Consider the following 26,158-nt stretch of genomic DNA (forward strand, 5'->3'; position numbering starts at 1 on the left):
GCCGCGGGGCAGCCACCCGGTCATGCGCAACTCAGGCCTTTTCCCAGCGGTACTTGCCCAGCTCGGGGTTGAGCGGCGTTTGCGCCAGCACGTTGGCGAAGTTGCAGAGGGTCGCCAGGCTGATGCCCAGCAGCACTTCCAGGGCATTGCCGTCGCTGAAGCCGGCGGCGCGGAAGGCCGCGAGCCCCGCGTCGCTGACCGCGCCGCGGCTGGCGATGGCCTCGCGGGCGAAGGCGGCCAGGGCTTCCAGGCGCGGCTCCGGCAGTTCGCGTTGTTCGCGCAGGGCGGCTATCACTTCCTCAGGGAGCTTGGCCTTGTTGGCCGCCACCGCGGTGTGCCCGGCCACGCAGAAGTCGCAGCCGTGGGTGGTGGCGGCGATCAGCTGGACCACCTCGCGCTCGGCCAGGCCCAGCTCGGCCTTGCCGTTGAGGCCGGAGACGGTGACGTAGGTCTCCAGCGCGGCCGGGGCGTTGGCCAGCACGCCGAGCAGGTTGGGAATGAAGCCGGAGTTCTTCAGCGCGTTCTGCAGGAACGGCTTTGCCGCTTCCGGGGCGCTGTCGAGGGTCTGGATGGGCAGGCGGGACATGGGTTCGACTCCGTGTGCGGTAGGTGTCGAAAAAGTCTGTTGGTAATAAGAAAACCGTTCAATATTCTAAAGTCGCTATCACTTGCTCCTGAGTCTTTTCATTAGATGATTTCGTCGAGCCCCCTTGTCGATTGGTTATTAGACAGCCTGGAGCTGGACGCCAGCCTGTTCCACGTGGGCCGCTACTGCGGCGGCTGGCACGCCTCCACCCAGGGCCTGGCCCGGGCCAGCTTCCACCTGGTGGTGCAGGGCCATTGCTGGCTGCACCTGGAGGGCGAGGCGCCGGTGCGCCTGGAGGGCGGCGACGCCGTGTTCCTGCTGCGCGACCTGCCCTACCGGCTGTCCGACGCCGCCAGCGCCGAGGCTGCCGCCTGCCAGCCGCGCCAGGCCATGACCGCCCTGGAGCTGCAGGCCGAGGACGGCGTCGGCCTGGTCTGCGGCTTCTTCCACTTCCACTCCGGGCTCTCGGCGCTGATCATCGAGGCGCTGCCCGCCTATCTGGTGCTGCGCGCCGAGGAACCCTCGCAACGCGCCGCGCGCAGCCTGTTCGAACTCATCCTGGAGGAATGCGCGCGCCAGCCGGCGCCCTCGCAGCAGTTGCTGGAGCGCCTGAGCCACCTGCTGTTCCTCTACGTGCTGCGCCAGCAGGTGCTGGACAACCCCGGCCTCGGCGGCCTGGTGGCGCTGGCCCGGCAGCCGCAGTTCGCCGGCCTGCTGGAAAGGATGATCGAGCAACCGCAACTGCCCTGGACGCTGGAGGACATGGCGGCCTGCGCCGGGCTGTCGCGCTCGGCCTTCTTCAAGCGCTTCAACGAAACCTGCGGGCAGTCCCCCGGCCAGGTGCTGCTGGCCTTGCGCATGGGCCAGGCCTGCCGCCTGCTCAAGGCCGACCAGAGCGTGGCCGAGGTGGCCGCGGCGGTCGGCTACCAGTCGGTGGCGGCCTTCACCCGCGCCTTCCACAAGAGCACCGGGCAGCAGCCGGGGGCGTACCGGCGCAGCCGCGACGGCGGCCAGGGGCGCTGACAGGCCCAACAAACGAGAACAATTCTCATCGCCGTGCTAGCCTTGCGCCTTCCCTCACCCCAAGGAGCCCGCTGTGTCCGATTCCACCGAAGCCGCGCAGCCCGGTACCGCCGACGCCCGTTTCGACCTGCGCCCGCTGCTGTTCTCCACCATGGCCGGGACCATGGCGATGATGGCCTTCGTCTCGCTGGTCGGGCCCATCGCCCGGCTGCTCGGCCTGCAGGCCTGGCAGGCCGGCGCGGCGGTCACCGTGTCCGGCGTGCTCTGGCTGCTGCTGGCACGGCCCTGGGGCAATGCCAGCGACCGCCTGGGGCGACGGCGCATCCTGCTGCTGGGCAGCGCCGGGGTGACCTTGTCCTACGTGCTGTTGGCGGTCTTCGTCGATACCGCGCTGCGCTTGCAGCCTATCGCCGCGCTGTCGTTCCTCGGCCTGCTGCTCGGCCGCGGCGCGGTGGGCGCCTTCTACGCCGCGCTGCCGGCCGCCGGGCAGGCGCTGATCGCCGACAACTACCCGCCGCGCCAGCGCGCCGCCGCCCTGGCCAGCCTGGGCGCTGCCAATGCCGTGGGCATGGTGCTCGGCCCGGCCATCGCCGCCCTGCTCGCCCGGCACAGCCTGAGCCTGCCGCTGTACGCCATGAGCGTGCTGCCGCTGCTGGGGTTCCTGGCGCTGCTCACCCGCCTGCAGCGCCAGGAGCACCACCTGCAGCGCGTCGCGCAGAGCATCCGCCTGGGCGATGCGCGCCTGCGCCGGCCGATGCTGGTGGCCTTCGTCGCCATGTTCTGCGTGGCGGTGGCGCAGATCACCGTGGGCTTCTTCGCCCTCGACCGCCTGGGCCTGGCGCCGGGCGCGGCGGCCCAGGCCGCCGGGGTGGCGCTGACTACCGTGGGCGTGGCGCTGATCCTCGCCCAGTTGCTGGTGCGCCGCCTGGACTGGGCGCCGCAGCGGCTGATCCGCGTTGGCGCGCTGGTGGCCGGCATCGGCTTCGCCGGCACCAGCCTGGCGCTGCAGGCCTGGCAGTTGTGGCTGGCCTTCTTCGTCGCCGCGGCGGGCATGGGCTGGGTGTTCCCGGCCTTCTCGGCGCTGGCGGCCAACGCGGTGAACGCCGACGAGCAAGGCTCCACCGCCGGCTCCATGGGCGCAGCCCAGGGCCTGGGCGTGGTGCTCGGGCCGCTGGCCGGCAGCCTGCTCTATGGCGTCGAGCCGCGCCTGCCGTACCTGTTGGTCGGCGCCCTGCTGGTGCTGGTGGCGCTGTGGCCGGAGCCCGCCGCCGACACCGTTCAGGCCGGGTAGCGGCGCGCCAGGAAGTCCAGCAGCAAGGCGTTGACCTCGGCCGGGCGCTCGTTCTGGACCCAGTGGCCGCAGCCTTCCAGGCGGTGCTGTTCGAGGTCCGCCACCACCTCGGGCATGCGCTTGAGGGTATAGGCCTCCAGGCTCGCCACCGGGTCGCGGTCGCCCACCAGGAACAGCGTCGGCTGGCCGACCTGGCGGCCGGCCAGGGGCTCGCTGAAGCGCCAGTTGCGCTCGAAGTTGCGGTACCAGTTGAGCGCCCCGCGGAAGCCGCGGCCGGCGAAGGTCTCGATGTAGTAGGCCAGGTCCGCCTCGCTGCACCAGGCCGGCAGTTGCCGGGGCGTGGGCTGGCCTTCGAACAGACGGGCGTCAGCGGGCTTGTCCTGGAGGAAGGGGTCGTTGTCGCCGGCATCGCGGAAGAACAGGCGCAGGCTGCGCTCGATGTCGGCGTCCAGTTCGGCCTCGGCCACGCCGGGCTGCTGGAAGTAGAGGATGTAGTTGAAGCGCCCGGCGAAGACCTCGCGGAGGATCTCCGTGGCCGGCCGCTTGGGCCGCCCGGCATAGGGCACCGACAGCGTGGCCAGGGCCGCCACCCGCTCCGGGGCCAGCAGCGCCAGGTGCCAGGCCACCAGGGCGCCCCAGTCGTGCCCGAGCACCGCCGCGCGGCCCTGGCCGAGGGCGTCCATGGCGCCGAGAACGTCGCCGCACAGGCTCTGCAGGTCGTAGGCCTCGATGGGCTCGGGCGCGTCGCTGCGGCCGTAGCCGCGCATCTCCGGCACGTGCACGCGGTAGCCGGCCTGCACCAGCGCCGGAATCTGCGCGCGCCAGGAGTGCCAGCATTCGGGGAAACCGTGCAGCAGCCAGACCGGGCGGCCATCGGCGGGGCCGGCGATGTGTACGCACAGGTGGATGCCGTTGACCGGCAGCAGGCGTCGCTCGATGGAGGGCATGGGGAATCTCCGGGGTTTTGTCGGGACGCTAGCAGTACGGGTGTGACGACGTCATTTCCATTCGTTGGACGAATAGTGGGGCATGGCGCCAAGACGCCCTACTCTCCTGCGCCGAGGCGCTTTTTGTAGGAGCGAGCTTGCTCGCGAATGAACCCCGCTGCGAAATCCGTTCGCGAGCAAGCTCGCTCCTACAGTTCTGGGACACCGGTGTTCCGGCCAACGGTTGAGCCCCGTAGGATGGGTTGAGCGAAGCGATACCCATCCTACGACCGTGCTTCCCTGAAGCCGTAGGAGCAACTGTCTTGCCGGCTGCGCCGGGGCGCTGCTCTTCGTAGGAGCGAGCTTGCTCGCGAACAAGCCCCGCTGCGAAATCCGTTCGCGAGCAAGCTCGCTCCTACGAGAAGCCGTGCCCGCCGGTATGCTGGGAGCGCCCCCATGCCCCGCGCATATCCATATGCAAATCCGGTCTTTCCCACCCGGATTCTTATTCCCCTATAGTCGCCCCACAACTCGTCATAACAAGTCATAGCCATGACCGAACTGCTCCCCCTCTCCCCCGTCCCGCTGTACAGCCAGCTCAAGGAGCTGCTGCGCACGCGCATCCTCGACGGCAGCTACCCGCCGCTCAGCCGCATGCCCTCCGAGGCCGAGCTGGGCAAGGCCCATGGCGTCAGCCGCATCACCGTGCGCCAGGCTCTGGGCGACCTGCAGAAGGAAGGCCTGATCTTCAAGATCCACGGCAAGGGCACCTTCGTCGCCCGGCCCAAGGCGTTCCAGAACGTCAGCACCCTGCAGGGCCTGGCCGAGTCCATGGGCGAGCGCGGTTACGAGGTGATCAACCGCCTGCGCAGCTTCCGCTTCGTGCCGGCCGACGCCCAGGTGGCCGCGCGCCTGCGGGTGGCCGAGGGCGACAGCGTGGCGCAGATCAAGCGCGCGCGCCTGGTCAACCGCGAGCTGGTGTCGCTGGAGGTCACCTACCTGCCCGAGGCCGTCGGCCGCCGGCTGGAGAAGGCCGACCTGGTGAGCCGCGACATCTTCCTGATCCTCGAGAACGACTGCGGCCTGCCCCTGGGGCATGCCGACCTGGCCATCGACGCCATCCTCGCCGACGCCGAGCTGGCCGCCGCCCTGGAGGTGGAGGAAGGCTCGCCGGTGATGCGCATCGAACGCCTCACCCACGGCGCCGACGGCCAGCCGCTGGACTACGAACACCTCTACTACCGCGGCGACGCCTTCCAGTACCGCCTGCGCATCGACCGTCACAAGGGCCCCCGAGCATGAGCCACAGCGACCTCCCCGAAGACAAGCAAAGCGCCTACGACATCGTCGTCATCGGCGGCGGCACCGCCGGCCCCATGGCGGCGATCAAGGCCAAGGAAGCCAACCGCGAGCTGCGCGTGCTGCTGCTGGACAAGGCCAACGTCAAGCGCAGCGGCGCCATCAGCATGGGCATGGACGGCCTGAACAACGCCGTCATCCCCGGCCACGCCACGCCCGAGCAGTACACCAAGGAAATCACCGTGGCCAACGACGGCATCGTCAACCAGGCTGCCGTCTACGCCTACGCCACCCACAGTTTCGAGACCATCGAGCAGCTCGACCGCTGGGGCGTGAAGTTCGAGAAGGACGAGGTGGGCGACTACGCGGTGAAGAAGGTCCACCACATGGGCGCCTACGTGCTGCCGATGCCCGAGGGCCACGACATCAAGAAGGTGCTCTACCGCCAGCTCAAGCGCGCGCGGGTGGAGATCACCAATCGCCTGGTGGCCACCCGGCTGCTCACCGACGCCGAGGGCGCGGTCAACGGCGTGCTCGGCTTCGACTGCCGCACCGCGCAGTTCCAGGTGATCCGCGCCAAGGCGGTGATCCTCGCCTGCGGCGCCGCCGGGCGCCTGGGCTTGCCCGCCTCCGGCTACCTGATGGGCACCTACGAGAACCCGACCAACGCCGGCGACGGCTACGCCATGGCCTACCACGCCGGTGCGGAGCTTTCGAACCTGGAATGCTTCCAGATCAACCCGCTGATCAAGGACTACAACGGCCCGGCCTGCGCCTACGTCACCGGGCCACTGGGCGGCTACACCGCCAACTCCAAGGGCGAGCGCTTCATCGAGTGCGACTACTGGAGCGGGCAGATGATGTGGGAGTTCCACCAGGAGCTGGAAGGCGGCAACGGCCCGGTGTTCCTCAAGCTGGACCACCTGGCCGAGGAGACCATCCAGACCATCGAGGAAATCCTCCACGGCAACGAGCGCCCCAGCCGCGGCCAGTTCCACGCCAACCGCGGCACCGACTACCGCAGCCAGATGGTCGAGATGCACATCTCCGAGATCGGCTTCTGCTCCGGCCATTCGGCCTCGGGGGTGTGGGTCAACGAAAAGGCCGAGACCAGCGTCAAGGGCCTGTACGCCGCCGGCGACATGGCCGCGGTGCCGCACAACTACATGCTCGGCGCCTTCACCTACGGCTGGTTCGCCGGGCAGAACGCCGCGCGGTACGTGGCCGAGCGCGACTTCAGCGAAGTCGACCGCGCCCAGGTGGAGCGCGAGCGTGAACGCGTCTTCGCCCCGCTCAAGCGCGAGCACGGCCTGCCTCCGGCCCAGGTGGAGTACAAGCTGCGGCGCATGGTCAACGACTACCTGCAGCCGCCGAAGGTGACCAAAAAGATGGAGATCGGCCTGCAGCGCTTCGCCGAGATCGGCCGCGACCTGGAGCAGCTGAAGGCGAACAACCCCCACGAGCTGATGCGCGCCATGGAAGTCAGCGTGATCCGCGACTGCGCCGAGATGGCCGCCCGCGCCTCGCTGTTCCGCACCGAGAGCCGCTGGGGCCTGTACCACCACCGCGTGGACTATCCGCAGCGCAACGATGCCGAGTGGTTCTGCCATGCGCATCTGAAGAAGGACGGGAACGGCGAGATGACCAGTTTCAAGAAGCCGGTGGAGCCGTACCTGATCGCCCTGGATGACGAGGAGCAGAAGGCCTATGAGCGGTTGCGGGTGAAGAACGAGGCGGCCTAGGAGCCCTAGGAGCCCCTCTCCCCCCGCCCTCTCCCGCAAGCGGGAGAGGGAGCTGTCCGTGCAGCGGGAACCCACAGCTTTCCGGATGACGCCAAGTTACCAGGCACCTCCGAACGGCCCCCTCTCCCTTCAGGGCGGGGCGCGCAGCCGAGGGCTGGGGAGAGGGTGGTGAGCCGAGCGCCATATCCCGACAGAAACACCGAGCCCGCCGCCATGAAAGCGGGCGGAACCGAACCACGAGGAACCGTGCCATGCCCCACCAACCCCAGGAAATCTTCTTCCGCTCCAGCGCCCCGGTCACCGTGGACGAGGACAAGTGCATCGCCGACAAGGGCTGCACCGTCTGCGTCGAGGTCTGCCCGATGGACCTGCTGGCGATCAACCCGGCCACCCAGAAGGCCTACATGGCCTTCGACGAATGCTGGTACTGCATGCCCTGCGAGAAGGACTGCCCGACCGGCGCGGTGAAGGTGGAGATTCCCTACCTGCTGCGTTGAACCGCTGAAGTCGCTGGTTCCCCGCGTTCGCGGGGATGACGATCAACACACCGAATTTCATCCCGTCACTCCCGCGAACGCGGGAGCCCAGTGCCTTGACTACGACAGCTTCCTGTAGGAACGGGCCCTGCCCGCGATTCGCGAGCAAGCTCGCTCCTACGAAAAGCCACCGGACACGCCACCGGACGCCTGATGCAACGCCCCCTCGTTTCCCACCGCACACCGGCGGCGGAGACGATTCCAACACTCATGATTCGAGGGGAACACCCATGACCTTGCGCACCACCCTGGCCGGCCTCGCGCTGGCCATCGCCAGCCTTTCCGCCCACTCGGAGACCCTCCGCGTCGCCATCGGCACCCAGGACACCACCATCAACTGCGCCGCCGGCGGTCTGCTGGTCCGCGAGCTGAACCTGCTGCCCAAGTACCTGCCCCACGACGGCAAGTACCAGGGCGCGCAGTACGACATCCAGTGGAAGAACTTCACCAGCGGCGCGCCGCTGACCAACGAGATGGTCGCCGGCAAGCTGGACTTCGGCGCCATGGCCGACTTCCCCGGCTCGCTCAACGGCGTGGCCCATGAAGCCGCCGGCAAGCGCAGCCTGTTCATCAGCGTGCTCTCCGGCAGCATCGAGGGCAGCGGCAACGGTATCGTGGTGCCGGCCTCTTCCAAGGTGCAGTCACTGGCCGAGCTGAAGGGCCAGACCATCTCCGTGCCCTTCGCCTCCACCGCCCACGGCCTGCTGCTGCGCGCCATCGCCGCCCAGGGCTGGGACCCGGACAAGGACGTCACCATCATCGCGCAGCCGCCGGAGGTCGCTGGCTCCGCGCTGCAGGCCAACAAGATCGCCGCCCACGCCGACTTCGTGCCCTTCGCCGAGCTGTTCGAGAGCCGCGGCATCGCCCGCAAGATCTACGACGGCTCGCAGGCCAAGGCGCCGACCTTCCACGGCGCCCTGGTGGAGGCGGACTACGCGCAGAAGTACCCGGAGATCGTCGAGGCCTACCTGCGCGCCACCTACGAGGCCAACCAGCTGCTGGCCGCGGAACCGGAGAAGTACAGCGAGTTGATCGAGAAGGTCGCCGGCATCCCCGCCGAGGTGAACTACCTGTTCCACGGCCCGCTCGGCCTGCAGACCCGCGACCTGACCTGGAAGCCGGAGTACCGCCAGGCCGTCACCACCGCCATCGACACCCTGAAGCTGCTGAAGAAGGCCGACCGCGGGCTGAACGTCGAGCAGTTCGTCGACGACCGCTACATCCGCGCCGCCTTCAAGGCCGCCGGCGCCGACTACGACGCCGCATTGAAAAACTATGCCCAGCAGCCGCTAACGGCCACGGACGCGCTGACCGGCAAGGCCATCGCCGACCCGCGCCACGTGGCGCAGGTCTGGGTGCGCGGCGAACCCAAGGTGCGCAGCTACGCCTCGGCGCGGGAAGCCCTGGGCGAAACGGCCAAGCTGAAGCAGCAGGGCAAGGACATCCGCGCCGTCTACGCCCAGGCCAGCGACAGCGGCATCAAGCTGCTGGCCAGCCAGGCCTGGTTCGTCCAGGGCAAGGACGGCGCGCTGGACGCCTTCCTGCTCAAGGAGCAGGCCGAGCGCTACGCGCAGAGCAACGGCGGCGAAGTGCGCGACTTCGCCGGTGCCAGCCAGCAGGCCGTCGCCAGCCGCTGACGTCCACGCCCGGCGCCCTGCGCGCCGGGCCCTTGCGGAGCCACGAAAATGAACCTCACAACCCTGTCCCGCTGGAGCCTGCGCCTGGCCTCGCTGCTGGCCTGCCTGGCGCTCTGGCAGCTGGCCAGCGCCCGGCACCTGAACCTCGGCCTGGTCACCTTCGCCAACGTCCCCGGCCCCGGCGAGGTGCTGGACGCCGCCGTGCAACTGGCACAGTCCAGCAAGCTCGGCCGGCACCTGGGCGCAAGCCTGGCGCGGGTGCTCGCCGGCTACCTGCTGGCCGCCGTCGCCGGCGTGCTCCTGGGCCTGGCCATCGGCCGCGGCCGCTGGGCCCGCGACGGCCTGCTGCCGCCGCTGGAAGTGCTGCGGCCGATCCCGGCGGTGGCCTGGATCCCGCTGGCTATCCTGATGTTCCCCAGCGCCGAGCTGTCGATGATCTTCATCACCTTCACCGGCGCGCTGTTCCCCATCCTGCTCAACACCATCCATGGCGTCGAGGCGGTGGACCCGCGCCTGCTCGCCTCGGCCCGCAGCCTCGGCGCCAACCGCCTGGCGCTGCTGCGCGAGGTGGTGCTGCCCGGCGCCCTGCCGAGCATCGTCACCGGCCTTGCCATCGGCATGGGCACCTCGTGGTTCTGCCTGGTGACCGCCGAGATGATCTCCGGGCAATGGGGCATCGGCTACTACACCTGGGAGTCCTACACCTTGCAGAACTACCCCGACATCGTCGTCGGCATGCTGCTCATCGGCGTGCTCGGCATGGCCAGCAGCCTGCTGGTGCGCCAGCTCGGCGCCCTGGCCACGCCCTGGCAGCGCCAGGCCGGAGGCAAGCCATGAGCCTGCCCGAACAATTGCCCGCCGGGCACGTGCGCGTCGAGGGCCTGTCGATCCACCTGGGCAGCGGCCGCGACGCCTTCGAAGCGGTGCACTCGCTGAGCTTCGCCATCGAGCCGGGGGAATTCGTCTGCGTGCTCGGCCCCTCCGGCTGCGGCAAGTCCACCCTGCTCGGCGCCCTGGCCGGGCACCTGCGCCCCAGCGGCGGGCGCCTGGAAGTGGACGGCCAGCCGGTGGGCGGCCCCTCGCCGCAGCGCGGCATGGTGTTCCAGCAGCACACCCTGCTGCCCTGGCGGCGGGTGCGCGACAACGTCGCCTTCGGCCTGAAGATGCGCGGCGTGCCGCGCGCCGAACGCCACGCCCGGGCCGAGGAAATGCTCCAGCTGGTGGGCCTGCAAGGCTTCGCCAACCGCTGGCCGTCGCAGCTTTCCGGCGGCATGCAGCAGCGCGTGGAGATCGCCCGGGTGCTGATCAACCAGCCGCGCCTGCTGCTGATGGACGAACCCTTCGGCGCCCTCGACGCGCAGACGCGGATGATGATGCAGGAGCTGCTGCTGGACATCTGGACGCGCCTGCGCACCAGCGTGCTGTTCATCACCCATGACATCGACGAGGCGCTGTTCCTCGCCGACCGCATCCTGGTGATGAGCCCGCGGCCGGGACGCATCCTCGAGGAAATCCGCCTGGACTTCCCCCGCCCGCGCCATGCCGAGCTGCTGACCAGCGCCGGCTTCACCCGCCTCAAACGCCACTGCCTGGAACTGCTGCGTCACGAAGACGGCCGCCAACTGCCGCGCCTGACGCCCCTGGGCCTGCCGAACGACGAACACAACCGACCGCGATTCGCCATATGACCGAACTCAGCACAGACAACCCCGACATCCTCGACCTGCAACCGCGCCTGCAGCACGCCGACCCCGGCGTGCGCCGCATCGCCCTGATCGAACTGGCCGACCTGGAGGAGCCCGAGGCCCTGCCCTGGCTGGCCCGGGCGCTGACCATTGATCCGGCCGCCGCCGTGCGGGCCGAGGCCGCGCGCCTGCTGGAAGCCTGGGAGGAACCCGAAGTGGTCCAGACCCTGTGCCAGGCCCTGGCCGACAGCGACGAAACGGTGCGCGAAGCCGCCGCGCAAAGCCTCAGCGAACTGAAGACCGCCGAAGCCGGACGCTTGCTGCTGCCCTGGGCGGCGCACGCCGACACCTTCGTGCGCCGCAGCGCATTGCGCGCCCTGCGCGAACTGCGCCTGGAAGAAAGCGTGACCCCGGCCCTGGCCGCCCTGGACGACGCCGACGCCGGTGTGCGCCGCGAGGCGGTGGGCATCCTCGGCTGGCTCAAGCGCATCGAGGCCCTGCCGCGCCTGGCCGCCCTGGCCAGCGACGATGCCGACAGCGAAGTGCGCCGCGCCGCCGCCGGCGCCCTCGGCCTGGCCAGCGACGCCAGCGTGCTGCCGGCGCTGGGCGCGGCATTGCGCGACAAGGCCTGGAAGGTCCGCGAGGAAGCCGCCGGCACCCTCGGCAAGCTGGGCCTGCAGGAGGCCGGCGAGGCGTTGCTGCAAGCGCTGGAAGACGACTTCTGGCAGGTGCGCCTGCGCGCCGCGCGGGCCCTCGGCAACCTGCGCTACCAGGCTGCCCGCGAAGCCTTGCAGGGCCTGCTCGGCCACGCCATCAGCAACCTGCGCAAGGAAGCCGCCCTGGCCCTGGGCGAGCTGGGCGACATCCGCGCCCTGCCCGCGCTCCAGGCAGCCCAGGCCGACGGCGACCCGGAAGTGCGCAAGGCCGTGCGCATCGCCCTCACCCAACTGGGCGCGCCGGCGTGAACGCGCCCCACGCCCTGCACCGCTGCGGCGGCGAGCGTGAGTTGCGCATCGACTGGGGCGAAGGCGAAGTGCAGCGCATCGCCTTCGCCCGCCTGCGCGGCGCCTGCCCCTGCTCGCAGTGCCGCGCGGCGCGCCTGCAGGGGCACATCACGGTGGTCGGCGCCGAGGTCGGGCTGCGCGCCGTGAACCCCCAGGGCTACGGCGTGCAGCTGGTGTTCGACGACGGCCACGAGCGCGGCATCTATCCCTGGAGCTACCTGCGCGAACTGGGTTGAGCCGCTACCACTCGCCGATGCGCACCAGCTTGCCGCCTTCCGGCTCGCCATAGCGGAAGGCCTGGCCGCGCAGGTCGATCTCCTCGTTGCTGATGGTGGTGCGCCGCTTCAGGCCGCGCAGCCAGTCGAACAGGTAGCGCTGGTGCTGCTCGCGCACGTCCGCGTAGGCCGGCTCGGCGCCCAGGTCGCGTAGCTCGCCCGGGTCCGCCTGCAGGTCGAACAGCTGCGGGCGGAAGCCGTCGTAGGCCAGGTACTTCCAGCGCTCGCTGCGCACCATGTACATGCGGCAGGCGTCGATGGGCCGGCCCAGGCGCTCGCGGGCCGGGGCCTGGAAGGCGTAGTCGTATTCGGCGATGGCGTAGTCGCGCCAGTCCGCCGGCCTTTGCCCATGCAGCAGCGGCTGCAGCGAGCGGCCCTCGACGCGGTGCGCCGCCAGCGGTACCGCGAAGGCGTCGAGCAGGGTCGGCAGCACGTCGATGGATTGCACCAGGGCCTGCTCCACCGTGCCGCGGCTGGCGTCGGCCGCCGCGCGCGGGTCGCGGATCAGCAGCGGCACGCCCACCGCCGGTTCCAGCAGGAACTCCTTCTCGCCCAGGCCGTGGTCGCCCAGGTAGTCGCCATGGTCGCTGGTGAAGACGATCAGGGTGTCGTCCCAGCGGCCGCTGGACTGCATGTGCTCGAACAGCCGGCCGAGCTGGTCGTCGATCTGCCTGATGAGCCCCATGTAGGTGGGGATCACGGTGTTGCGCACCTCCTCGCGGGAGAAGTTCAGGCTCTCCTGGTGCTGCTGGAAGGCCTTGTACACCGGGTGTTCGCTCTCCTCCCCCGGCGCCGCGCGCAGGGCCGGCAGCACCTGCCCGGGGCCGTACAGCGCGTGGTACGGGGCGGGCGCGATATAGGGCCAGTGCGGCTTGATGTACGACAGGTGCAGGCACCAGGGCTCGTCGCCCTGCTCGCGCATGAAGTCGATGGCGCGGCTGGTGGCGTAGACCGTTTCGCTGTGCGGCTCCGGCAGGCGCGTGGGCAGCCCGGCGTTGCGCATCTGCCAGCCGCTGAGCACCTCGCCGTTGGCGCCTTCGGCGGCGTTGGCCCAGTCGTGCCAGGGGTTGTCGCCGGTATAGCCGAGGCCGCGCAGGTAATGGGTGTAGGGCGCGCTTTCGCGCTTGTCGGCGAACGGCTCGCCGTCGGGGTAGATGCCGTCGTTGCGGTCATAGGGCTCGAAGCCGGCCTCGGCCAGCTGCTGGCCGCGCTCGCTTTGCGGGTCCACCCCGAGCGCCTGCATGCCTTCGAGGTTGGCGGTGGCGTGGGTCTTGCCCACCAGCACGGTGCGGATGCCGGCCGGGCGCAGGTAGTCGCCGAGGGTCAGCTCCTCCAGCGGCAGCGGCACGGCGTTCCAGCTCACCTGGTGGCTGCTGACGTAGCGCCCGGTGTACGAGGACATGCGCGACGGCCCGCAGATGGTGCCCTGGGTATAGGCCCGGGCGAAACGCACGCCCTCGGCGGCCAGGCGGTCGATGTTCGGCGTGTGCAGGTGCGGGTGGCCGTAGCAGGACAGGTAATCGCGACGCAGCTGGTCGCACATGATGTAGAGGACGTTGCGGATGGGCTGGGGCTGGCTCATGGGGCGTTCGGGGATGACGGATGGAGCGGTCATTTCGCGGGGCGCGGGGGCGTTCTGGCAAACGCATTTGCAGCAAGATTTGCATGCGTGGAATGCATGGGGTGGGGTAGGGGCGGGCTTGCTCGCGAATGGAGTTCACCGGGAGTTGTGGGTACTGGGGTTGAGAGCGCCCTCTCCCTAGCCCTCTCCCTGAAGGGAGAGGGGACCGTTCGGCGCGGTTTGGTTTTCCTGAGTTAGCCGGCAAGCACGGCGGTTTCCGGCTGGAACCATTCCTTATCTCGGCACGGACAAACCCCCTCTCCCTTCAGGGAGAGGGCTGGGGAGAGGGGGCGGAGTAACCCCGAAACACCGTAGCCAAAGGGAGGCGCCCTTCGCGAGCAAGCTCGCTCCTACGAAAAGAAGAAAGCCCCCCTAAACCGTCTCCTCATCGATCCGCCGCAACTCCCCGATCATCGCCTCCGCCAGCGGCGACAGGCTGTACCCCGCGCGGTGCACGATGCCGTAGCGGGTATGCAGCTCCTCCAGGTCCTCCGGCAGCTCCGCCACCGTCAGCGCCACCAGCGGCTCGCCGGCGCCCTGCCCCGGGCCGCTGGCGATGCCGATGGCGTTGGAGGCCAGCACCACGGCGTTCAGGCCGTGGCCGTTCTCGCATTCGATGTCCGGGCGGAAGTCGGGGCGGCCGCTGAGGTCCACCAGCACCTTGCGGATGTTCGGCGGGCTGAGGTTGGTGGCGATGGGGTAGCTCAGCAGCTGCGCCGCGCTCACCTGCCCCTGGCCGGCCAGCGGGTGGCCGGGGCGGCAGCAGAAGTGCCACTTGCGCGGCTTCAGGCGCAGGGTGCGGTACTCGGGGTTGGCCTCGAAATGGCGGGTGTCGGCGACGAAGAATTCGAAATCCTCGGCCTGCAGGCGCTTGCCCAGCACCTGCCAGTGCTCCACCTGGAAGGCCACCCGCGCCTTGGGGTAGCGCCCGTTGAACGCGGCGATGGCCCGCGGCACCAGCCAGGCCGCCGGCGCGGGGCCCGCGCCGAAGCGCAGTTCGCCCGCCTCCAGGCCGTTGAACAGGGCGATCTCGTTGGCCAGCTTGTGCGCGCCGCTGACCAGCCGGCGCGCGTGCTCCAGGACGATCAGGCCCTGCTTGGTGGGGTTGAGTTCCTTGCTCGCGCGGTCCACCAGGCGGCAGCCGGCGCTGTGCTCCAGGGCCTGGATGCTGCGGCTGAAGGCCGATTGCGACAGGCACACGGCGTCGGCCGCGGCGACGAAGCTGCGGTGCTCGGCAAGGGCGATGAAGTGGCGGAGCTGGCGAAGGTCTATATGCATTTTCTACATAAAAAATATTGGGCAAATGCAATTGTCCGAAGGTGGACGGCCTTCTTATAAAGGCAATCTCTTATTCCGTAAATAAATCGAAATACATAAATAAAGATCGATACGGAATAAAAAGATTGCAGGCCAACCGGTCCTGCGCGACACGACCTCTTCTCCAGGACCTTTCCATGCACCACCGAGATTCCGCGCCCCGTTTCCGCCGCCGGCTGTTGCCGCTGTCCATCCTGCTGGCCACCGGCGGCCTGGCCATGGGCGCCCTGCACGCCGAGGAAGCCACCCCGCAGGAGGCCGCCGCCCAGGCCCGGGGCGAGGCCAGCACCCTGGGCACCGTCACCGTGACCTCGCGGCGCCGCGAGGAGAACTCCCAGGACGTGCCCACCGCCATGAGCGTGCTCGGCGGCGAGACACTGGAAAGCCAGCGCATCTACCGCGTGCAGGACCTGCAGCAGCTGGTGCCCAGCACCAACGTCGCCTACGTCCACGCGCGGCAGTCCAGCGTGTCCATCCGCGGCCTGGGCAACAACCCGGCCAGCGACGGCCTGGAAGGCAGCGTCGGGCTGTACCTGGACAACGTCTACCTGGGCCGCCCCGGCATGGCCTCCTTCGACCTGCTGGACATCGAGCAGCTGGAAGTGCTGCGCGGGCCCCAGGGCACGCTGTTCGGCAAGAACACCACCGCCGGGGTGATCAACATCTCCACCCGCCTACCCAGCTTCACCCCCGAGCGCAGCGTCGAGGTGTCCGGCGGCGAGGACGGCTACTTCCAGGGCAAGGCCACGGTCTCCGGGCCGCTCACCGACGCGCTGGCCGGGCGCTTCTCGGCCTACCGCACCCGCGACGACGGCTACGTGAAGAACGTCTTCGACGGCAACACCCTCAACGGCGGCGCCCGCCAGGGCTTCCGCGGCCAGCTGCTGTACAAGCCCGACGAGGACTTCAGCCTGCGCTGGATCGGCGACTACAACGAGGAGAACTCCAGCAACGGCATCCTCACCCTGTTCAGCACCGGGCCGACCATCAACGGCGTCAACCGCTACGAGCAGCGCGCCCGCGCCGCCGGCGCCACGCTGGTGTACGGCGACGACCGCAAGGTCAACTTCGACGCCGCCCAGCGCGTCACCGTGTTCCAGGGCGGCACTTCGCTGGAGGCCAACTGGAAGCTGGCCAACGACTTCTCGCTGACCTCCATCAGTTCCTACCGCTGGTGGGACTTCACCCCGCGCAACGACGACGGCCTGAACGTGGCGGCGTCCTACAACGCCGGCGTCTCGGTGCGCGACAAGCAGTGGTCGCAGGAGCTGCGCCTGGCCTCGCCCACCGGCGGCTTCTTCGACTACGTGCTGGGCGCCTACTACTTCGGCCAGGACCTGGACAACCACTCCTTCAACCTCTATGGCCCCCAGGCGGACATCTGGAACGGCACCGCCACGGGCGCGCTGGCCAACGTCACCAGCCTGGGCGACGGCCACATCGACACCGACAGCTACGCGCTGTTCGCCCAGGGCACCTGGCACCTCACCGACAGGCTCGACTTCACCGCCGGCCTGCGCGGCACCTACGAGGAGAAATCCGCCTGGGTCAGCCGCGACGCGCCCGTCGGCGGGGCCGCCGTCAGCGGCGCGGCCCTGGCCGCGCGCAACGGCCGGGCCGGCGCCTACGACTCCGGCGACCTCTCGGTGTACAGCTTCTCGCCCTCGGGCCTGCTCAGCCTGAACTACCACTTCAACGACAACCTGATGGGCTACGCCTCGCTGTCCCACGGCGAGAAGTCCGGCGGGGTGAACCTGACCGTGGCCAGCGCCCCCACCGCCGGCGCCGATTCCCTGCTGGTGGGCAGCGAGCGGGCCAACGACGCCGAACTGGGGATCAAGAGCACGCTGTTCGACCACCGCCTGATCCTCAACGCCAACCTGTTCGCCACCGTGGTCCACGGCTACCAGGCCAACGCCTACGACGAGGCCACCCGCACCCAGTACCTGACCAACGCCGGCGACGTGCGCTCGCGCGGGGTGGAGTTCGAGGCCACCGCCCTGCCCGTCCGCGGGCTGACGCTGAACCTCAACGGCTCGTACAACGACGTGCGCTACCTGTCGTACAAGAACGCGCCCTGCCCGCCGGAAGTCTCCTTCCAGAGCGGCGCGCCGGCCTCCTGCGACCTCAGCGGGCACCAGGTGGTGGGCGCCTCCAAGTACATCTTCAACGCCAACGGCGAATACAAGTGGCGCCTGGAAGACAACCTGGAGCCCTACGTCACCGCCAGCTACGCCTTCCGCTCCAAGGCGGTGGGCACCATCGACGACTCCGACTACGGGCAGATCCCCAGCTACGCCATCGTCAACACCGCCCTGGGCCTGCGCGGCGACTACGGCGACGGCCGCTGGGACCTGTCGCTGTGGCTGAAGAACGCCTTCGACAAGACCTACTACACCAGCCTGTGGAACTCGGCCAACGGCGGCTACGCCGGCGTGCTGGGCACCCCGCGCACCCTGGGCGTGACCGCCCGCTACGACTTCTGACCCGAGGACCACTGCCATGAAGCATGCCCGCGCCACCGCCCTGCTCGCCTTCTCCGCCCCGCTGCTGGCCGCCGCCGTCAGCGCCGCGCCCAGCGTCTACCCCACCGGGGTGACGCGCTACGACCCGCAGAAGGCCTTCAACCAGTACGTGATCTTCAGCGGCGCCGACAACAGGACGCACCTGATCGACATGAACGGCAACGAGGTCAAGGGCTGGGACCGCCCCGGCTTCCCCTCGGCCATCCTCGACCCGAAACTCGCCAATGGCGAGCGCGGCCACGTGCTGCTGCAGACCGCCGACCTGGCCGAGCCGGGTAAGCTGTCCTCCGCCGGCAACGGCCTGCGCAACCAGGCCGTGGGCGAGCTGGACTGGGCCGGCAAGACCGTCTGGCAATGGGGCGACCAGGCCCCCGGCGGCGCCGCCCGCCAGCACCACGACCTGCGCCGGCTGGCCAACGGCAACACCCTGGTGCTGGCCAACCGCGTGCATGCGGTGAAGGGCTTCCAGGTGCCGGAAGTGATCGACGACGTGATCTACGAGGTCACTCCGCAGGGCCAGGTGGCCTGGCGCTGGACCGCCTCCGAGCACCTGCACGAGTTCGGCTTCGGCGCCGAGCAGCTCAAGCTGGTGCACGCGACCAAGAACCCGGACTACCTGCACATCAACAACCTGGCGCCGCTGGGCGCGAACCGCTGGCACGCCGCCGGCGACCAGCGCTTCGCCCCGGACAACCTGCTGTTCGATTCGCGCAACGCCAACTTCATCGCCATCATCGACAAGGCCAGCGGCAAGGTGGTCTGGCGCCTGGGCCCGAACCTGCCGCCGATCGACCCGCGCAACGCGCAGAAGCTGCCGCGCCCGGTGGACCAGATCAGCGGCCAGCACGACGCGCACATCATCCCCGAGGGCCTTCCCGGCGCCGGCAACCTGCTGGTGTTCGACAACCAGGGCGACGCCGGCTACCCCTCGGTGCAGCGCGGGGTGATCTCCGGCTCGCGGGTGCTGGAGATCGATCCGCAGAAGAAGCAGATCGTCTGGCAGTACACCGCGGAAAGCTCGAAGCAGCCGGGCTGGGCCTTCTTCAGCTCGTTCATCAGCAGCGCCCGGCGCCTGCCCAACGGCAACACCCTGATCGACGAGGGACAGAACGGCCGCTTCTTCCAGGTCACCCCGGGCGGCGAGATCGTCTGGGAATACGTCAGCCCCTACTTCGGCAAGGCGCCGCTGGGCGACGCCGTGAGCAACTGGGTATACCGCGCCCTGCCGGTGGACTACAGCTGGGTACCGGAAGGCACCCCGCGCGAGGAAAAGGCCGTACAGGCCGCGGTGCCGGGCGCGCAACCGGTGACCGCGGCGCGCTGAACCGCCCATTGCCACCTGTAGGAGCGCGCCCTGCGCGCGATTCGCGGGCAGGGCCCGCTCCTACAAGGGGAATCCTGTGGCGTCACGGAACACCCCGTAGGATGGCGTTGAGCGAAGCGATACCCATCACCCCCGGCTTTTGTAGGAGCGAGCTTGCTCGCGAACGGGCCCCGCTGCGGACTTCGTTCGCGAGCAAGCTCGCTCCTACAAGAGAAGGCAGGCCCTGCTCTCAACCCCGGCTCGCCAGGCGGTACTGCTCCGGCGTGGTGCCGGCCTGGCGGCGGAACATGGCGATGAAGGCCGAGGCGCTGCTGTAGCCCAGGTCGAAGGCGATTTCCTGCACCCCGCGCCCGGCTTCCAGCGCCTCGATGGCGGCGAGGAAGCGCAGGCGCTGGCGCCATTCGCCGAAGCTCATGCCCAGCTCGCGCTGGCACATGCGCGCCAGGGTGCGCTCGGTGCTGTGCACCTGCCTGGCCCAGTCGGCGAGGGAACGGTTGTCGCCGGGCTCGGCCTGCAGCGCGGCGAGCAGTTCGCCCAGCAGCGCACTCTGGGCGAACGGCAGGTAGTCCTCGTGGCGCGGCGAGGCTTGCAGCTGGTCCAGCACCACCTGGGCCAGGCGCTTGTCGGCCGCGCTCTCGGGGATGTTCACCCCGCGCGCGGCGAAGTCCGAGAGGATGGCCTTGAGGATGTCGCCGATCTGCAGCGTGCAGGGCGCCGCCGGCAGCTGGCGGGACAACTCGGCGCTGACGTACAGCGAGCGGTAGACGATGGCCTCGCGGTTGTAGCAGCCGTGCTCCACGCCCGGCGGCACCCACACCGCGTACTGCGGCGGCGAGAGGAAGCGCTGGCCGCCGACGTCCAGCTGCATCACCCCGTGGGAGGCATAGTTGAGCTGGCCCCAGGGGTGGCTGTGGGGCGCCGAATGGGTGTCGGCGCCGAACTCGTCGTAGCGGAAGTACAGCGGCGCCGGCAGGGCCGCATGGTCCGGCAGCGGCAGGGGGATGTATTTCTTCGTGGGCATGTCCGGATGGCGTGGCGAGTTGTCCGGAATGAAGTATAAGCGCCATTCCGGACGGCGGGACAATGGCGCCCGTCCTTCACAGATGTCCGCTGCAATGACCTATTTCTTCCCGCTCTTCGCCGTGCTCGTCTGGGGCGGCAACACCGTGGTCAACAAGCTCGCCGTGGGCCGCATCGCCCCGGCCGAGATCGGCTTCTTCCGCTGGCTGGCGGTGGCCGTGCTGCTCAGCCCCTTGGTGCTGCGCCCGCTGCTGGCCCGGCGCGCGCAGATCGCCCCGCTGCTGCCGAAGATCGTGGTGCTCGGCCTGCTGGGCATGGCCGTGTACCAGAGCCTGGCCTACTACGCCGCGTCCCTGACCAGCGCCACCAACATGGGCATCATCCTCGCGCTGATGCCGCTGATGTCCCTGGGCCTGGCCAGCGCCCTGCTCGGCCAGCGGCTCAACGCCGGCGGCGTGCTCGGCTCGCTGCTGTCGCTGCTGGGCGTGCTGCTGGTGATCGCCCACGGCGACCTGGCCAGCCTGCTGCACCAGGGCATCGGCCTGGGCGACGGCATGATGCTCGTGGCCACCCTCGCCTACGGCCTCTACGGCGTGCTGCTGAAGAAATGGCAGATCCGCCTGCCGGGGCTGCAGCTGCTGTACCTGCAGGTGCTGGTGGCGGTGCTGGCGATGCTGCCGATGTACCTGCTCTCACCGCACCACGGCCTGGACGCCGGCAACCTGCCGCTGGTGGCCTATGCGGGCCTCTTGGCCTCCATCGCCGCGCCCCTGGCGTGGATGCGCGGGGTGCAGGAGATGGGCCCGAACCGCATGGCGCTGTTCTTCAACCTGCTGCCGCTGGTCACCGCGGCCATCGCCGCCGTGCTGCTGGACGAGCGCCTGGGCGTGCACCACCTATACGGCGGCGCGCTGACCCTCGCCGGGGTGCTTCTTGCCGAACGTTGGCGGCCTCGGCCGGCGGCGGGTCTGGCTGCCGACTGAGGCCTATCGCGGATGAATCCGCTCCTACAGGTGCCTCCCGGAAACCTGTAGGAGCGGGCCCTGCCCGCGATTTCGCGCGCAGGGCGCGCTCCTACACGAGGGTTCGGAGTAGGGGCAACTATCTTGCGCGGGGTGCTCTTCGTAGGAGCGAGCTTGCTCGCGAACAGATTCCGCAGCGGGGCTGGTTCGCGAGCAAGCTCGCTCCTACAGGTTGGCCTCCGACACCAACTTGGCTACCAGCTCCGCCGCCGGCAGCTCGCGAGCCAGGGGCGCGCCCTGGCCGGCCCATTGCACGGCGAAGTCGGGGTTGCCCTTGGCCGCGGCGACCAGGGCCTTGGTGGCGTCGTAGACCATGGGGTAGTCCGGCAGCGCCGGGGCGTCGGCGCGCTGCAGGTCGCTGAACAGGCGGTTGGGCAGGCCGCGCGCCGGGCGCCCGGAGATGGCCGCGGTCACTTCGGTGTGCCAGGCCCGCTCGCTGCGCAGCGCCGCGCGGTAGGCGGCGTTGGCCGAGGACTCCGGGCAGGCGACGAAGGCCGTGCCCATCTGCACCGCCTGCGCGCCCAGGGCGAAGGCGGCGCGGATGCCGCGGCCGTCCATGATGCCGCCGGCGGCGATCACCGGCACCTTCAGCGCCGGCGCCAGGCTGCCGACCAGGGCCAGGGTGCCGATGCGCTCATCGTGATCACGCTCGAAGATGCCGCGGTGCCCACCCGCCTCGTAGCCCTGGGCGACCACCGCGTGCAGCCCGGCGGCCTCAACCGCGCGGGCCTCCGCCAGGTTGGTGGCGCAGCCGAGCAGGACGATGCCGGCGGCCTTCAGCCGGTCGATCCAGCCCCGCGCGGGCAGGCCGAAGTGGAAGCTGACCACCGCCGGGCGCTCTTCCAGCAGCACCTCCAGCATCTGCGGATCATCGACGAAGCTGCGGTAGATCTCCCGCAGCGCCGCCGGCGGCTCGCCGCCCAGTTCCTCGAACAGCGGCCGCAGGTGTTCCACCCAGGCGGCCTCGCGGGCGGCTTCGGCCTGCCCCGGGCGGTGGCAGAACAGGTTGAAGTTCACCGGCCTCGCCGTCAGCGCGCGAACCTGGGCGATCAGCTCGCGGGCCTGAGCCGGGCTGCTCGCGCCCAGGCCGATGGAGCCCAGGGCGCCGGCCTCGGACACGGCGGCGGCCAGCGCCGGGGTGGAGACCCCGACCATGGGCGCCTGGATGATGGGGTGTTCGATGCCGAGCAGTTGGCGGAGGGACATGGCGATGATCTCTTGGGCTGATCGATGGTTGACTTAAAATCTCATACAGAGAATATTCTACGCAACACATTCTCCAACAGAGATCATCGATGGACCTGTCCAGCCTGGAAATCTTCCGCTGCGTCGCCGAGGAGCAGAGCGTGACCCGCGCCGCCGCGCGCCTGCAGCGGGTGCAGTCGAACGTCACCACGCGCATCCGCCAGTTGGAGGAAGACCTGGGCGTGGCGCTGTTCCTGCGCGACGGCAAGCGCATGGCGCTGACCGACCAGGGCCGCGAGTTCCTCGCCTACGCCGAGAAGCTCCTGGCCCTGGCCGCCGAGGCGCGGCAGTCGCTGCACCCCCACGAGGCCAGCGGCAGCCTGCGCCTGGGCAGCATGGAGAGCACCGCCGCCAGCCGCCTGCCCGGCCCGCTGGCGGCCTACCACCGCGCCTGCCCGCAGGTGCAGCTGGAAGTCAGCACCGGCACCAGCCAGGCGCTGGTGGACGGCGTGCTGTCGCGGCGCCTGGATTGCGCACTGGTGGCCCATCCGGATGCGCTGCGCGCCGAGCCCGGCTTCGAGGCGGCCCTGGAGCGCGGCCTGCTGGGCCAGGCGGTGTTCCGCGAGGAACTGCTGCTGGCCCTGCCCGGCAACCACCCGCCAGTGCGCGGGCCGGGCGACGTGCAGGTGCGCACCCTGGCCGGCTTCGCCCGCGGCTGCACCTACCGGCAGATCGCCGAGGACTGGCTGAACGCCGAGGGCCCGCGCGTGCAGGTGCAGGAAGTGGGCTCCTACCACGGCATCCTGGCCTGCGTCGCCGCCGGCGCCTGCGTGGGCATCCTGCCGCGCTCGCTGCTCGACCTGCAGCGCGAGCCGCCGGCGCTGCAGTTGCTGCCGATCATGAGCGTGGACATCCTCCTGGTCTGGCGCGAAGGCTACGCCACCGGCGCCTTCGAACGCTTCCGCGAAACCCTGGGGGCCGCCGCGTGAACCAGCGCAGGGAACTCGCCCTGGCGCTGAGCGCCGCCCTCATCCTGGCCATCGGCATGGGCTTCGGCCGTTTCGCCTTCACCGGGCTCTACCCGCTGATGGTCGGCGAAGGCGTGCTCAGCGTGAACGGCGGTTCGCTGGCCGCCTCGGCCAACTACGCCGGCTACCTGCTCGGTGCGCTGGCCCTGGCGCGCTGCCCGGAACGCCTGGCAGCGAGCCTGTGCCGGGTGGCCCTGGTGGGCACCCTGCTGGGGCTGGCGGCCATGGCCGTGCCGGCGTCGGCCGGGTTCGCCATCGGCGTGCGCCTGCTGGCCGGGGTGCTCAGCGCGGTGGCGCTGGTGGGCGCCTCGGGGTGGCTGCTGCACGTGATGCAACGCCACGGCGGCGCGCCGCTGATGTTTTCCGGGGTGGGCCTGGGCATCCTGATTTCCGCCGAGCTGATCGCCGGCGGCCATGGCGCGGGCCTGGGCAGCCCGGCGATCTGGCTGCTGCTGGCCGGCGCCGGGAGCGTTCTCGCCCTGCTGGCCTGGCCGGCGCTGGGCCGTCCCGCGCCCGCACCCGCCAAGACGGCGACGCACGCAGCGCCCGCCGTGCCCATGGCGCCGGCGAGCCTGCTGCTGATCTACGGCCTGGCCGGCTTCGGCTACATCATCACCGCCACCTACCTGCCGCTGCTGATGCGCGGCGGCGCGCTGTCGCCGCTGCAGGCCTGGGCGGTATTCGGCCTGGCGGCGGCGCCGTCGTGCTTCTTCTGGCACTGGCTGCACGGGCGCCTGGGCACGCGCCGGGCGCTGGCGGCGAACCTGCTGGTGCAGGCGCTGGGCGTGATCCTGCCGGTGCTGCAGCACAGCGCCCCGGCCTACCTGGCCAGCGCCCTGCTGGTGGGCGGGACCTTCATGGGCACGCCGACCATCGCCCTGCCCGCCGCGCGCCTGGCGGCGGCGAAAGTGCGCTTCAACATGCTGGCGGCCATGACCGCGGTGTACGGCGTGGGGCAGATCGTCGGGCCGCTGGCCTCCAGCGCGCTCTATCACCTGGACGGCAGCTTCAGCCCGGCGCTGCTGGCGGCCGGCGCCGCCCTGCTGCTGGGAGCGGCCGGCACCTGGCAGCCGGCGCGGGCCGCCGCAAGCTGCCCGCGCTGAGCCTCAGGCGTCGCCCTGGCGCTGGCGCTTGCGGTGTTCGGCGACCTTGTGGCGGTTGCCGCACAGGGCCATGCTGCACCAGCGCCGGCGGTGCGACTTGGTGCGGTCGTAGAACCACAGGGTGCAGTCCGGGTGTTCGCACACGCGGACCAGATCGAAATCCCCCTCGGCGAGCAACTGCGCGCCCTGCTCCGCCAGCGGCGCCAGCAGCCATTCGGCGCCGGGCTTGACGGCCTGGTGGCGCAGATGCGCGCCCTGCCCATCCCAATCCAGCTGCGGGTAGCTCGCGACCTTGCGCAGGAAGGCGTTGAAGCGCGCCGGGTCGGCCGCCTCGCCGCGCTTGCGCTTGCTCACCAGCTCGCGCAGGGTCTCGCGCAATTCGATGGCGGCGGCCAGCAGCTCGCCCTCGGCGAAATCCGCGCCTTCCGCCGGCAAGCCCAGCAGGCGCAGCCAGTGCAGCACGTCGGCGTCGCTGTGCCAGGCATCGGAGACCGACAGGGCCGCGGCATCGGCGCGGCTCAGGCTGTTGAGCAAGTCCAGCACCGGGTGGTCGGCGAGGATGTAGGGCGGCTGGGGGGTGGTTTCGCGCATGCTCGCTCCGGGGTCGTGGGTGTCGAGCCCATGGTAACCCTCGTCCAGGCGTTTTCAAGTTACAGCATCGGGCGACTGGCGAGCCGCGCCAGCCTGGCCAAGACTGTTCAGTCCCCTTCCCTGATCAGGAGCCCTGCCATGTCCATCGACAACGTGCTGTACCGCGCCTACGCCGAAGCCACCGGTGGCCGCGAGGGACGCGCCATTTCCTCCGACGGCGTGCTCGACGTGGAGCTGACCACGCCCAAGGAACTGGGCGGCAACGGCGCCCGCGGCACCAACCCGGAGCAACTGTTCGCCGCCGGCTACTCGGCGTGCTTCCTCGGCGCCATGAAGTTCGTCGCCGCCCGCGACAAGCTGGCGATTCCCAAGGACCCGTCCATCGAGGGCGTGGTCGGCATCGGCCCGGTGCCCACCGGCTTCGCCATCGAGGTGGAGCTGCGCATCTCCCTGCCCGGTCTGCCGCGCGACCAGGCGCAGACCCTGGTGGACCGCGCGCACATCGTCTGCCCGTACTCCAACGCCACCCGCGGCAACATCGACGTCACCCTGACCATCCTCGACTGAGCCCCGTCCCGGCTGCGGCGCCCGCCGCAGCCGACTTTTCCCCTTCCCCGCCAAGGCCTATCCCGGATGCCGGGCTGCGCCTGCCCGGACGAATGGCGCAGTAACTCTTTAAACAGTTATTGACAGGTTACAAGGCGAGCGCAGAATACAATCTTGAGTAACCGTATAAACACACTTAAAGAGTTACAAAGGTGACCGCCATGTTCGCCCGACTGCTGCGCCGACTCTTCCCGCACCCCGCCGAAAAAGACCTGGACCGCTGGGCCGACGACCTCGCCGCCGAACGCCGCTGGCGCGCCAGCCCGGCCGCGCGGGCCCGCTACTACGCCCTGCCCGGCAGCCTGCCGCGGCAACCGCGGCGGCGCTAGAGCGCCGGCAGCTGGCGGAAGCTCACCGCCAGGCGGTTCCAGCAGTTGATGGCGGAAATGGCCACGGTCAGGTCCACCGCCTCGCGCTCGTCGAACTGGCTGCGCAACTGCTGGTAGACCTCGTCGGGCACGTTGGACTGCGACAGCAGCGTGACCGCCTCGCACCAGGCCAGCGCGGCCCGCTCGCGGTCGCTGAAGAAGGGCGAGTCGCGCCATACCGCCACGGCGTACAGGCGCCGCTCGGACTCGCCGCTGCGCCGCGCCTCCAGCGCATGCATGTCGGCGCAGAACGCGCAGTTGTTGACCTGCGAGACGCGCACCTTGACCAGCTCCAGCAGCGGCTTCTCGATGGACAGGTCGAAGGTCGCCGCCTCCAGCGCCAGGATCGCCTTGAGCGCTTCCGGCGAGGCCGTGTAGTAGTCCAGGCGTGGTTCCATGGCGAAGTTCCTCGAAGGTAGATGAAGGCCATTCTGCCGGGCGCGC

Annotated in this window: 25 protein-coding genes; 17 read left to right on the forward strand and 8 right to left on the reverse strand. The window is 70.0% G+C overall.

Going from position 1 to position 26,158, the window contains the following annotated elements; genetic code table 11:
* Window positions 1-31: 31 nt before the first annotated feature.
* Window positions 32-586 carry a carboxymuconolactone decarboxylase family protein gene (locus tag ACTWJ5_RS17200; protein WP_074979191.1) on the reverse strand — a complete coding sequence of 185 codons (555 nt, stop codon included), beginning with the start codon at window positions 584-586 and terminating at the stop codon, window positions 32-34.
* Between the two features lie 105 nt (window positions 587-691).
* Between ACTWJ5_RS17200 and ACTWJ5_RS17205 the strand changes: the two genes are divergently transcribed.
* Both ACTWJ5_RS17205 and ACTWJ5_RS17210 read left to right on the forward strand, forming a co-directional pair.
* On the forward strand, window positions 692-1,609 hold the full coding sequence (locus tag ACTWJ5_RS17205) for an AraC family transcriptional regulator (protein ID WP_444436175.1): 918 nt from the start codon (window positions 692-694) through the stop codon (window positions 1,607-1,609).
* A 73-nt stretch (window positions 1,610-1,682) separates the two neighbouring features.
* On the forward strand, window positions 1,683-2,900 hold the full coding sequence (locus tag ACTWJ5_RS17210; RefSeq protein ID WP_444436176.1) for an MFS transporter: 1,218 nt from the start codon (window positions 1,683-1,685) through the stop codon (window positions 2,898-2,900).
* Here ACTWJ5_RS17210 and ACTWJ5_RS17215 read toward each other — a convergent pair.
* A complete protein-coding gene (locus ACTWJ5_RS17215) occupies window positions 2,888-3,847 on the reverse strand; it encodes an alpha/beta fold hydrolase (RefSeq protein ID WP_301502589.1) in 960 nt (319 codons plus the stop codon). The two genes, ACTWJ5_RS17210 and ACTWJ5_RS17215, sit on opposite strands and share 13 nt — an antisense overlap.
* A gap of 531 nt (window positions 3,848-4,378) precedes the next feature.
* Here ACTWJ5_RS17215 and ACTWJ5_RS17220 point away from each other — a divergent pair.
* From ACTWJ5_RS17220 to ACTWJ5_RS17255, 8 genes are all read left to right on the forward strand, one after another.
* Window positions 4,379-5,128 (forward strand): GntR family transcriptional regulator, encoded by a 750-nt coding sequence (locus ACTWJ5_RS17220; RefSeq protein ID WP_074979219.1) that lies wholly within the window; start codon window positions 4,379-4,381, stop codon window positions 5,126-5,128.
* Window positions 5,125-6,867, forward strand: coding sequence for a fumarate reductase/succinate dehydrogenase flavoprotein subunit (locus ACTWJ5_RS17225; RefSeq protein WP_444436177.1), 1,743 nt, complete (start codon window positions 5,125-5,127; stop codon window positions 6,865-6,867). The genes ACTWJ5_RS17220 and ACTWJ5_RS17225 overlap by 4 nt, the downstream gene beginning before the upstream one ends.
* Before the next feature lie 251 nt (window positions 6,868-7,118).
* The gene (locus ACTWJ5_RS17230) at window positions 7,119-7,364 is read left to right on the forward strand and encodes a 4Fe-4S dicluster domain-containing protein (RefSeq protein WP_009622146.1); all 246 of its coding nucleotides are present in this window, start codon (window positions 7,119-7,121) and stop codon (window positions 7,362-7,364) included.
* A 269-nt stretch (window positions 7,365-7,633) separates the two neighbouring features.
* Window positions 7,634-9,040, forward strand: coding sequence for an ABC transporter substrate-binding protein (locus ACTWJ5_RS17235; protein WP_444436178.1), 1,407 nt, complete (start codon window positions 7,634-7,636; stop codon window positions 9,038-9,040).
* A gap of 48 nt (window positions 9,041-9,088) precedes the next feature.
* A complete protein-coding gene (locus tag ACTWJ5_RS17240) occupies window positions 9,089-9,877 on the forward strand; it encodes an ABC transporter permease (protein ID WP_061561714.1) in 789 nt (262 codons plus the stop codon).
* A complete protein-coding gene (locus ACTWJ5_RS17245) occupies window positions 9,874-10,728 on the forward strand; it encodes an ABC transporter ATP-binding protein (protein ID WP_444436179.1) in 855 nt (284 codons plus the stop codon). The genes ACTWJ5_RS17240 and ACTWJ5_RS17245 overlap by 4 nt, the downstream gene beginning before the upstream one ends.
* A complete protein-coding gene (locus tag ACTWJ5_RS17250) occupies window positions 10,725-11,690 on the forward strand; it encodes a HEAT repeat domain-containing protein (RefSeq protein ID WP_444436180.1) in 966 nt (321 codons plus the stop codon). Before ACTWJ5_RS17245 ends, ACTWJ5_RS17250 begins: the two co-directional genes overlap by 4 nt.
* Window positions 11,687-11,965 carry a gamma-butyrobetaine hydroxylase-like domain-containing protein gene (locus tag ACTWJ5_RS17255; protein WP_444436181.1) on the forward strand — a complete coding sequence of 93 codons (279 nt, stop codon included), beginning with the start codon at window positions 11,687-11,689 and terminating at the stop codon, window positions 11,963-11,965. The genes ACTWJ5_RS17250 and ACTWJ5_RS17255 overlap by 4 nt, the downstream gene beginning before the upstream one ends.
* 4 nt (window positions 11,966-11,969) lie before the next feature.
* Here the strand turns inward: ACTWJ5_RS17255 and ACTWJ5_RS17260 are convergent, their stop codons facing one another.
* Window positions 11,970-13,586, reverse strand: a complete 1,617-nt coding sequence (locus tag ACTWJ5_RS17260) for an alkaline phosphatase family protein (protein WP_444436182.1) — start codon at window positions 13,584-13,586, stop codon at window positions 11,970-11,972.
* A gap of 411 nt (window positions 13,587-13,997) precedes the next feature.
* Entirely contained in the window at window positions 13,998-14,903 is a 906-nt protein-coding gene (locus ACTWJ5_RS17265) for a LysR family transcriptional regulator (protein WP_116423454.1), read from the reverse strand.
* Between the two features lie 176 nt (window positions 14,904-15,079).
* Here ACTWJ5_RS17265 and ACTWJ5_RS17270 point away from each other — a divergent pair, with 176 nt between their 5' ends.
* Both ACTWJ5_RS17270 and ACTWJ5_RS17275 read left to right on the forward strand, forming a co-directional pair.
* Entirely contained in the window at window positions 15,080-17,428 is a 2,349-nt protein-coding gene (locus ACTWJ5_RS17270; RefSeq protein ID WP_444436183.1) for a TonB-dependent receptor, read from the forward strand.
* Window positions 17,429-17,444: 16 nt separating this feature from the next.
* Window positions 17,445-18,791, forward strand: a complete 1,347-nt coding sequence (locus ACTWJ5_RS17275; protein WP_444436184.1) for an aryl-sulfate sulfotransferase — start codon at window positions 17,445-17,447, stop codon at window positions 18,789-18,791.
* A 229-nt stretch (window positions 18,792-19,020) separates the two neighbouring features.
* On the opposite strand, the gene ACTWJ5_RS17280 is transcribed toward ACTWJ5_RS17275, so the two are convergent.
* Complete coding sequence (locus ACTWJ5_RS17280) at window positions 19,021-19,812, reverse strand: AraC family transcriptional regulator (protein WP_301502607.1); 792 nt, start codon at window positions 19,810-19,812, stop codon at window positions 19,021-19,023.
* A gap of 94 nt (window positions 19,813-19,906) precedes the next feature.
* On the opposite strand from ACTWJ5_RS17280, the gene ACTWJ5_RS17285 reads away from it, so the two are divergent.
* Window positions 19,907-20,794, forward strand: coding sequence for a DMT family transporter (locus tag ACTWJ5_RS17285; RefSeq protein WP_444436185.1), 888 nt, complete (start codon window positions 19,907-19,909; stop codon window positions 20,792-20,794).
* Window positions 20,795-20,998: 204 nt separating this feature from the next.
* Here the strand turns inward: ACTWJ5_RS17285 and ACTWJ5_RS17290 are convergent, their stop codons facing one another.
* On the reverse strand, window positions 20,999-22,039 hold the full coding sequence (locus ACTWJ5_RS17290; RefSeq protein WP_444436186.1) for an NAD(P)H-dependent flavin oxidoreductase: 1,041 nt from the start codon (window positions 22,037-22,039) through the stop codon (window positions 20,999-21,001).
* 89 nt (window positions 22,040-22,128) lie between these two features.
* On the opposite strand from ACTWJ5_RS17290, the gene ACTWJ5_RS17295 reads away from it, so the two are divergent.
* Together ACTWJ5_RS17295 and ACTWJ5_RS17300 are read left to right on the forward strand one after the other, a co-directional pair.
* The gene (locus ACTWJ5_RS17295; protein ID WP_444436187.1) at window positions 22,129-23,007 is read left to right on the forward strand and encodes a LysR substrate-binding domain-containing protein; all 879 of its coding nucleotides are present in this window, start codon (window positions 22,129-22,131) and stop codon (window positions 23,005-23,007) included.
* Complete coding sequence (locus tag ACTWJ5_RS17300) at window positions 23,004-24,149, forward strand: YbfB/YjiJ family MFS transporter (RefSeq protein ID WP_444436188.1); 1,146 nt, start codon at window positions 23,004-23,006, stop codon at window positions 24,147-24,149. Before ACTWJ5_RS17295 ends, ACTWJ5_RS17300 begins: the two co-directional genes overlap by 4 nt.
* Before the next feature lie 3 nt (window positions 24,150-24,152).
* On the opposite strand, the gene ACTWJ5_RS17305 is transcribed toward ACTWJ5_RS17300, so the two are convergent.
* The gene (locus ACTWJ5_RS17305) at window positions 24,153-24,740 is read right to left on the reverse strand and encodes a CGNR zinc finger domain-containing protein (protein ID WP_276214905.1); all 588 of its coding nucleotides are present in this window, start codon (window positions 24,738-24,740) and stop codon (window positions 24,153-24,155) included.
* A 138-nt stretch (window positions 24,741-24,878) separates the two neighbouring features.
* On the opposite strand from ACTWJ5_RS17305, the gene ACTWJ5_RS17310 reads away from it, so the two are divergent.
* Together ACTWJ5_RS17310 and ACTWJ5_RS17315 are read left to right on the forward strand one after the other, a co-directional pair.
* Entirely contained in the window at window positions 24,879-25,307 is a 429-nt protein-coding gene (locus tag ACTWJ5_RS17310) for an organic hydroperoxide resistance protein (RefSeq protein WP_009622165.1), read from the forward strand.
* Window positions 25,308-25,507: 200 nt separating this feature from the next.
* Window positions 25,508-25,675, forward strand: a complete 168-nt coding sequence (locus ACTWJ5_RS17315; protein WP_009622166.1) for a hypothetical protein — start codon at window positions 25,508-25,510, stop codon at window positions 25,673-25,675.
* Here ACTWJ5_RS17315 and ACTWJ5_RS17320 read toward each other — a convergent pair.
* Window positions 25,672-26,112, reverse strand: coding sequence for a carboxymuconolactone decarboxylase family protein (locus ACTWJ5_RS17320; RefSeq protein WP_043272695.1), 441 nt, complete (start codon window positions 26,110-26,112; stop codon window positions 25,672-25,674). The two genes, ACTWJ5_RS17315 and ACTWJ5_RS17320, sit on opposite strands and share 4 nt — an antisense overlap.
* Window positions 26,113-26,158 lie beyond the last annotated feature (46 nt).

Origin of the sequence: Pseudomonas sp. A6 (genome assembly GCF_052367875.1) — a bacterium.
In the GTDB taxonomy this organism is placed as follows: Bacteria; Pseudomonadota; Gammaproteobacteria; order Pseudomonadales; family Pseudomonadaceae; genus Pseudomonas; species Pseudomonas citronellolis.

Coding starts and splice junctions, on each gene's coding strand:
- ACTWJ5_RS17305 (WP_276214905.1), bottom strand. CDS start 24,740: ATGCGCGAAACCACCCCCCAGCCGCCCTACATCCTCGCCGACCACCCG.
- ACTWJ5_RS17315 (WP_009622166.1), top strand. CDS start 25,508: ATGTTCGCCCGACTGCTGCGCCGACTCTTCCCGCACCCCGCCGAAAAA.
- ACTWJ5_RS17280 (WP_301502607.1), bottom strand. CDS start 19,812: ATGCCCACGAAGAAATACATCCCCCTGCCGCTGCCGGACCATGCGGCC.
- ACTWJ5_RS17310 (WP_009622165.1), top strand. CDS start 24,879: ATGTCCATCGACAACGTGCTGTACCGCGCCTACGCCGAAGCCACCGGT.
- ACTWJ5_RS17265 (WP_116423454.1), bottom strand. CDS start 14,903: ATGCATATAGACCTTCGCCAGCTCCGCCACTTCATCGCCCTTGCCGAG.
- ACTWJ5_RS17275 (WP_444436184.1), top strand. CDS start 17,445: ATGAAGCATGCCCGCGCCACCGCCCTGCTCGCCTTCTCCGCCCCGCTG.
- ACTWJ5_RS17240 (WP_061561714.1), top strand. CDS start 9,089: ATGAACCTCACAACCCTGTCCCGCTGGAGCCTGCGCCTGGCCTCGCTG.
- ACTWJ5_RS17200 (WP_074979191.1), bottom strand. CDS start 586: ATGTCCCGCCTGCCCATCCAGACCCTCGACAGCGCCCCGGAAGCGGCA.
- ACTWJ5_RS17320 (WP_043272695.1), bottom strand. CDS start 26,112: ATGGAACCACGCCTGGACTACTACACGGCCTCGCCGGAAGCGCTCAAG.
- ACTWJ5_RS17285 (WP_444436185.1), top strand. CDS start 19,907: ATGACCTATTTCTTCCCGCTCTTCGCCGTGCTCGTCTGGGGCGGCAAC.
- ACTWJ5_RS17245 (WP_444436179.1), top strand. CDS start 9,874: ATGAGCCTGCCCGAACAATTGCCCGCCGGGCACGTGCGCGTCGAGGGC.
- ACTWJ5_RS17215 (WP_301502589.1), bottom strand. CDS start 3,847: ATGCCCTCCATCGAGCGACGCCTGCTGCCGGTCAACGGCATCCACCTG.
- ACTWJ5_RS17260 (WP_444436182.1), bottom strand. CDS start 13,586: ATGAGCCAGCCCCAGCCCATCCGCAACGTCCTCTACATCATGTGCGAC.
- ACTWJ5_RS17225 (WP_444436177.1), top strand. CDS start 5,125: ATGAGCCACAGCGACCTCCCCGAAGACAAGCAAAGCGCCTACGACATC.
- ACTWJ5_RS17250 (WP_444436180.1), top strand. CDS start 10,725: ATGACCGAACTCAGCACAGACAACCCCGACATCCTCGACCTGCAACCG.
- ACTWJ5_RS17220 (WP_074979219.1), top strand. CDS start 4,379: ATGACCGAACTGCTCCCCCTCTCCCCCGTCCCGCTGTACAGCCAGCTC.
- ACTWJ5_RS17290 (WP_444436186.1), bottom strand. CDS start 22,039: ATGTCCCTCCGCCAACTGCTCGGCATCGAACACCCCATCATCCAGGCG.
- ACTWJ5_RS17230 (WP_009622146.1), top strand. CDS start 7,119: ATGCCCCACCAACCCCAGGAAATCTTCTTCCGCTCCAGCGCCCCGGTC.
- ACTWJ5_RS17205 (WP_444436175.1), top strand. CDS start 692: ATGATTTCGTCGAGCCCCCTTGTCGATTGGTTATTAGACAGCCTGGAG.
- ACTWJ5_RS17295 (WP_444436187.1), top strand. CDS start 22,129: ATGGACCTGTCCAGCCTGGAAATCTTCCGCTGCGTCGCCGAGGAGCAG.
- ACTWJ5_RS17235 (WP_444436178.1), top strand. CDS start 7,634: ATGACCTTGCGCACCACCCTGGCCGGCCTCGCGCTGGCCATCGCCAGC.
- ACTWJ5_RS17270 (WP_444436183.1), top strand. CDS start 15,080: ATGCACCACCGAGATTCCGCGCCCCGTTTCCGCCGCCGGCTGTTGCCG.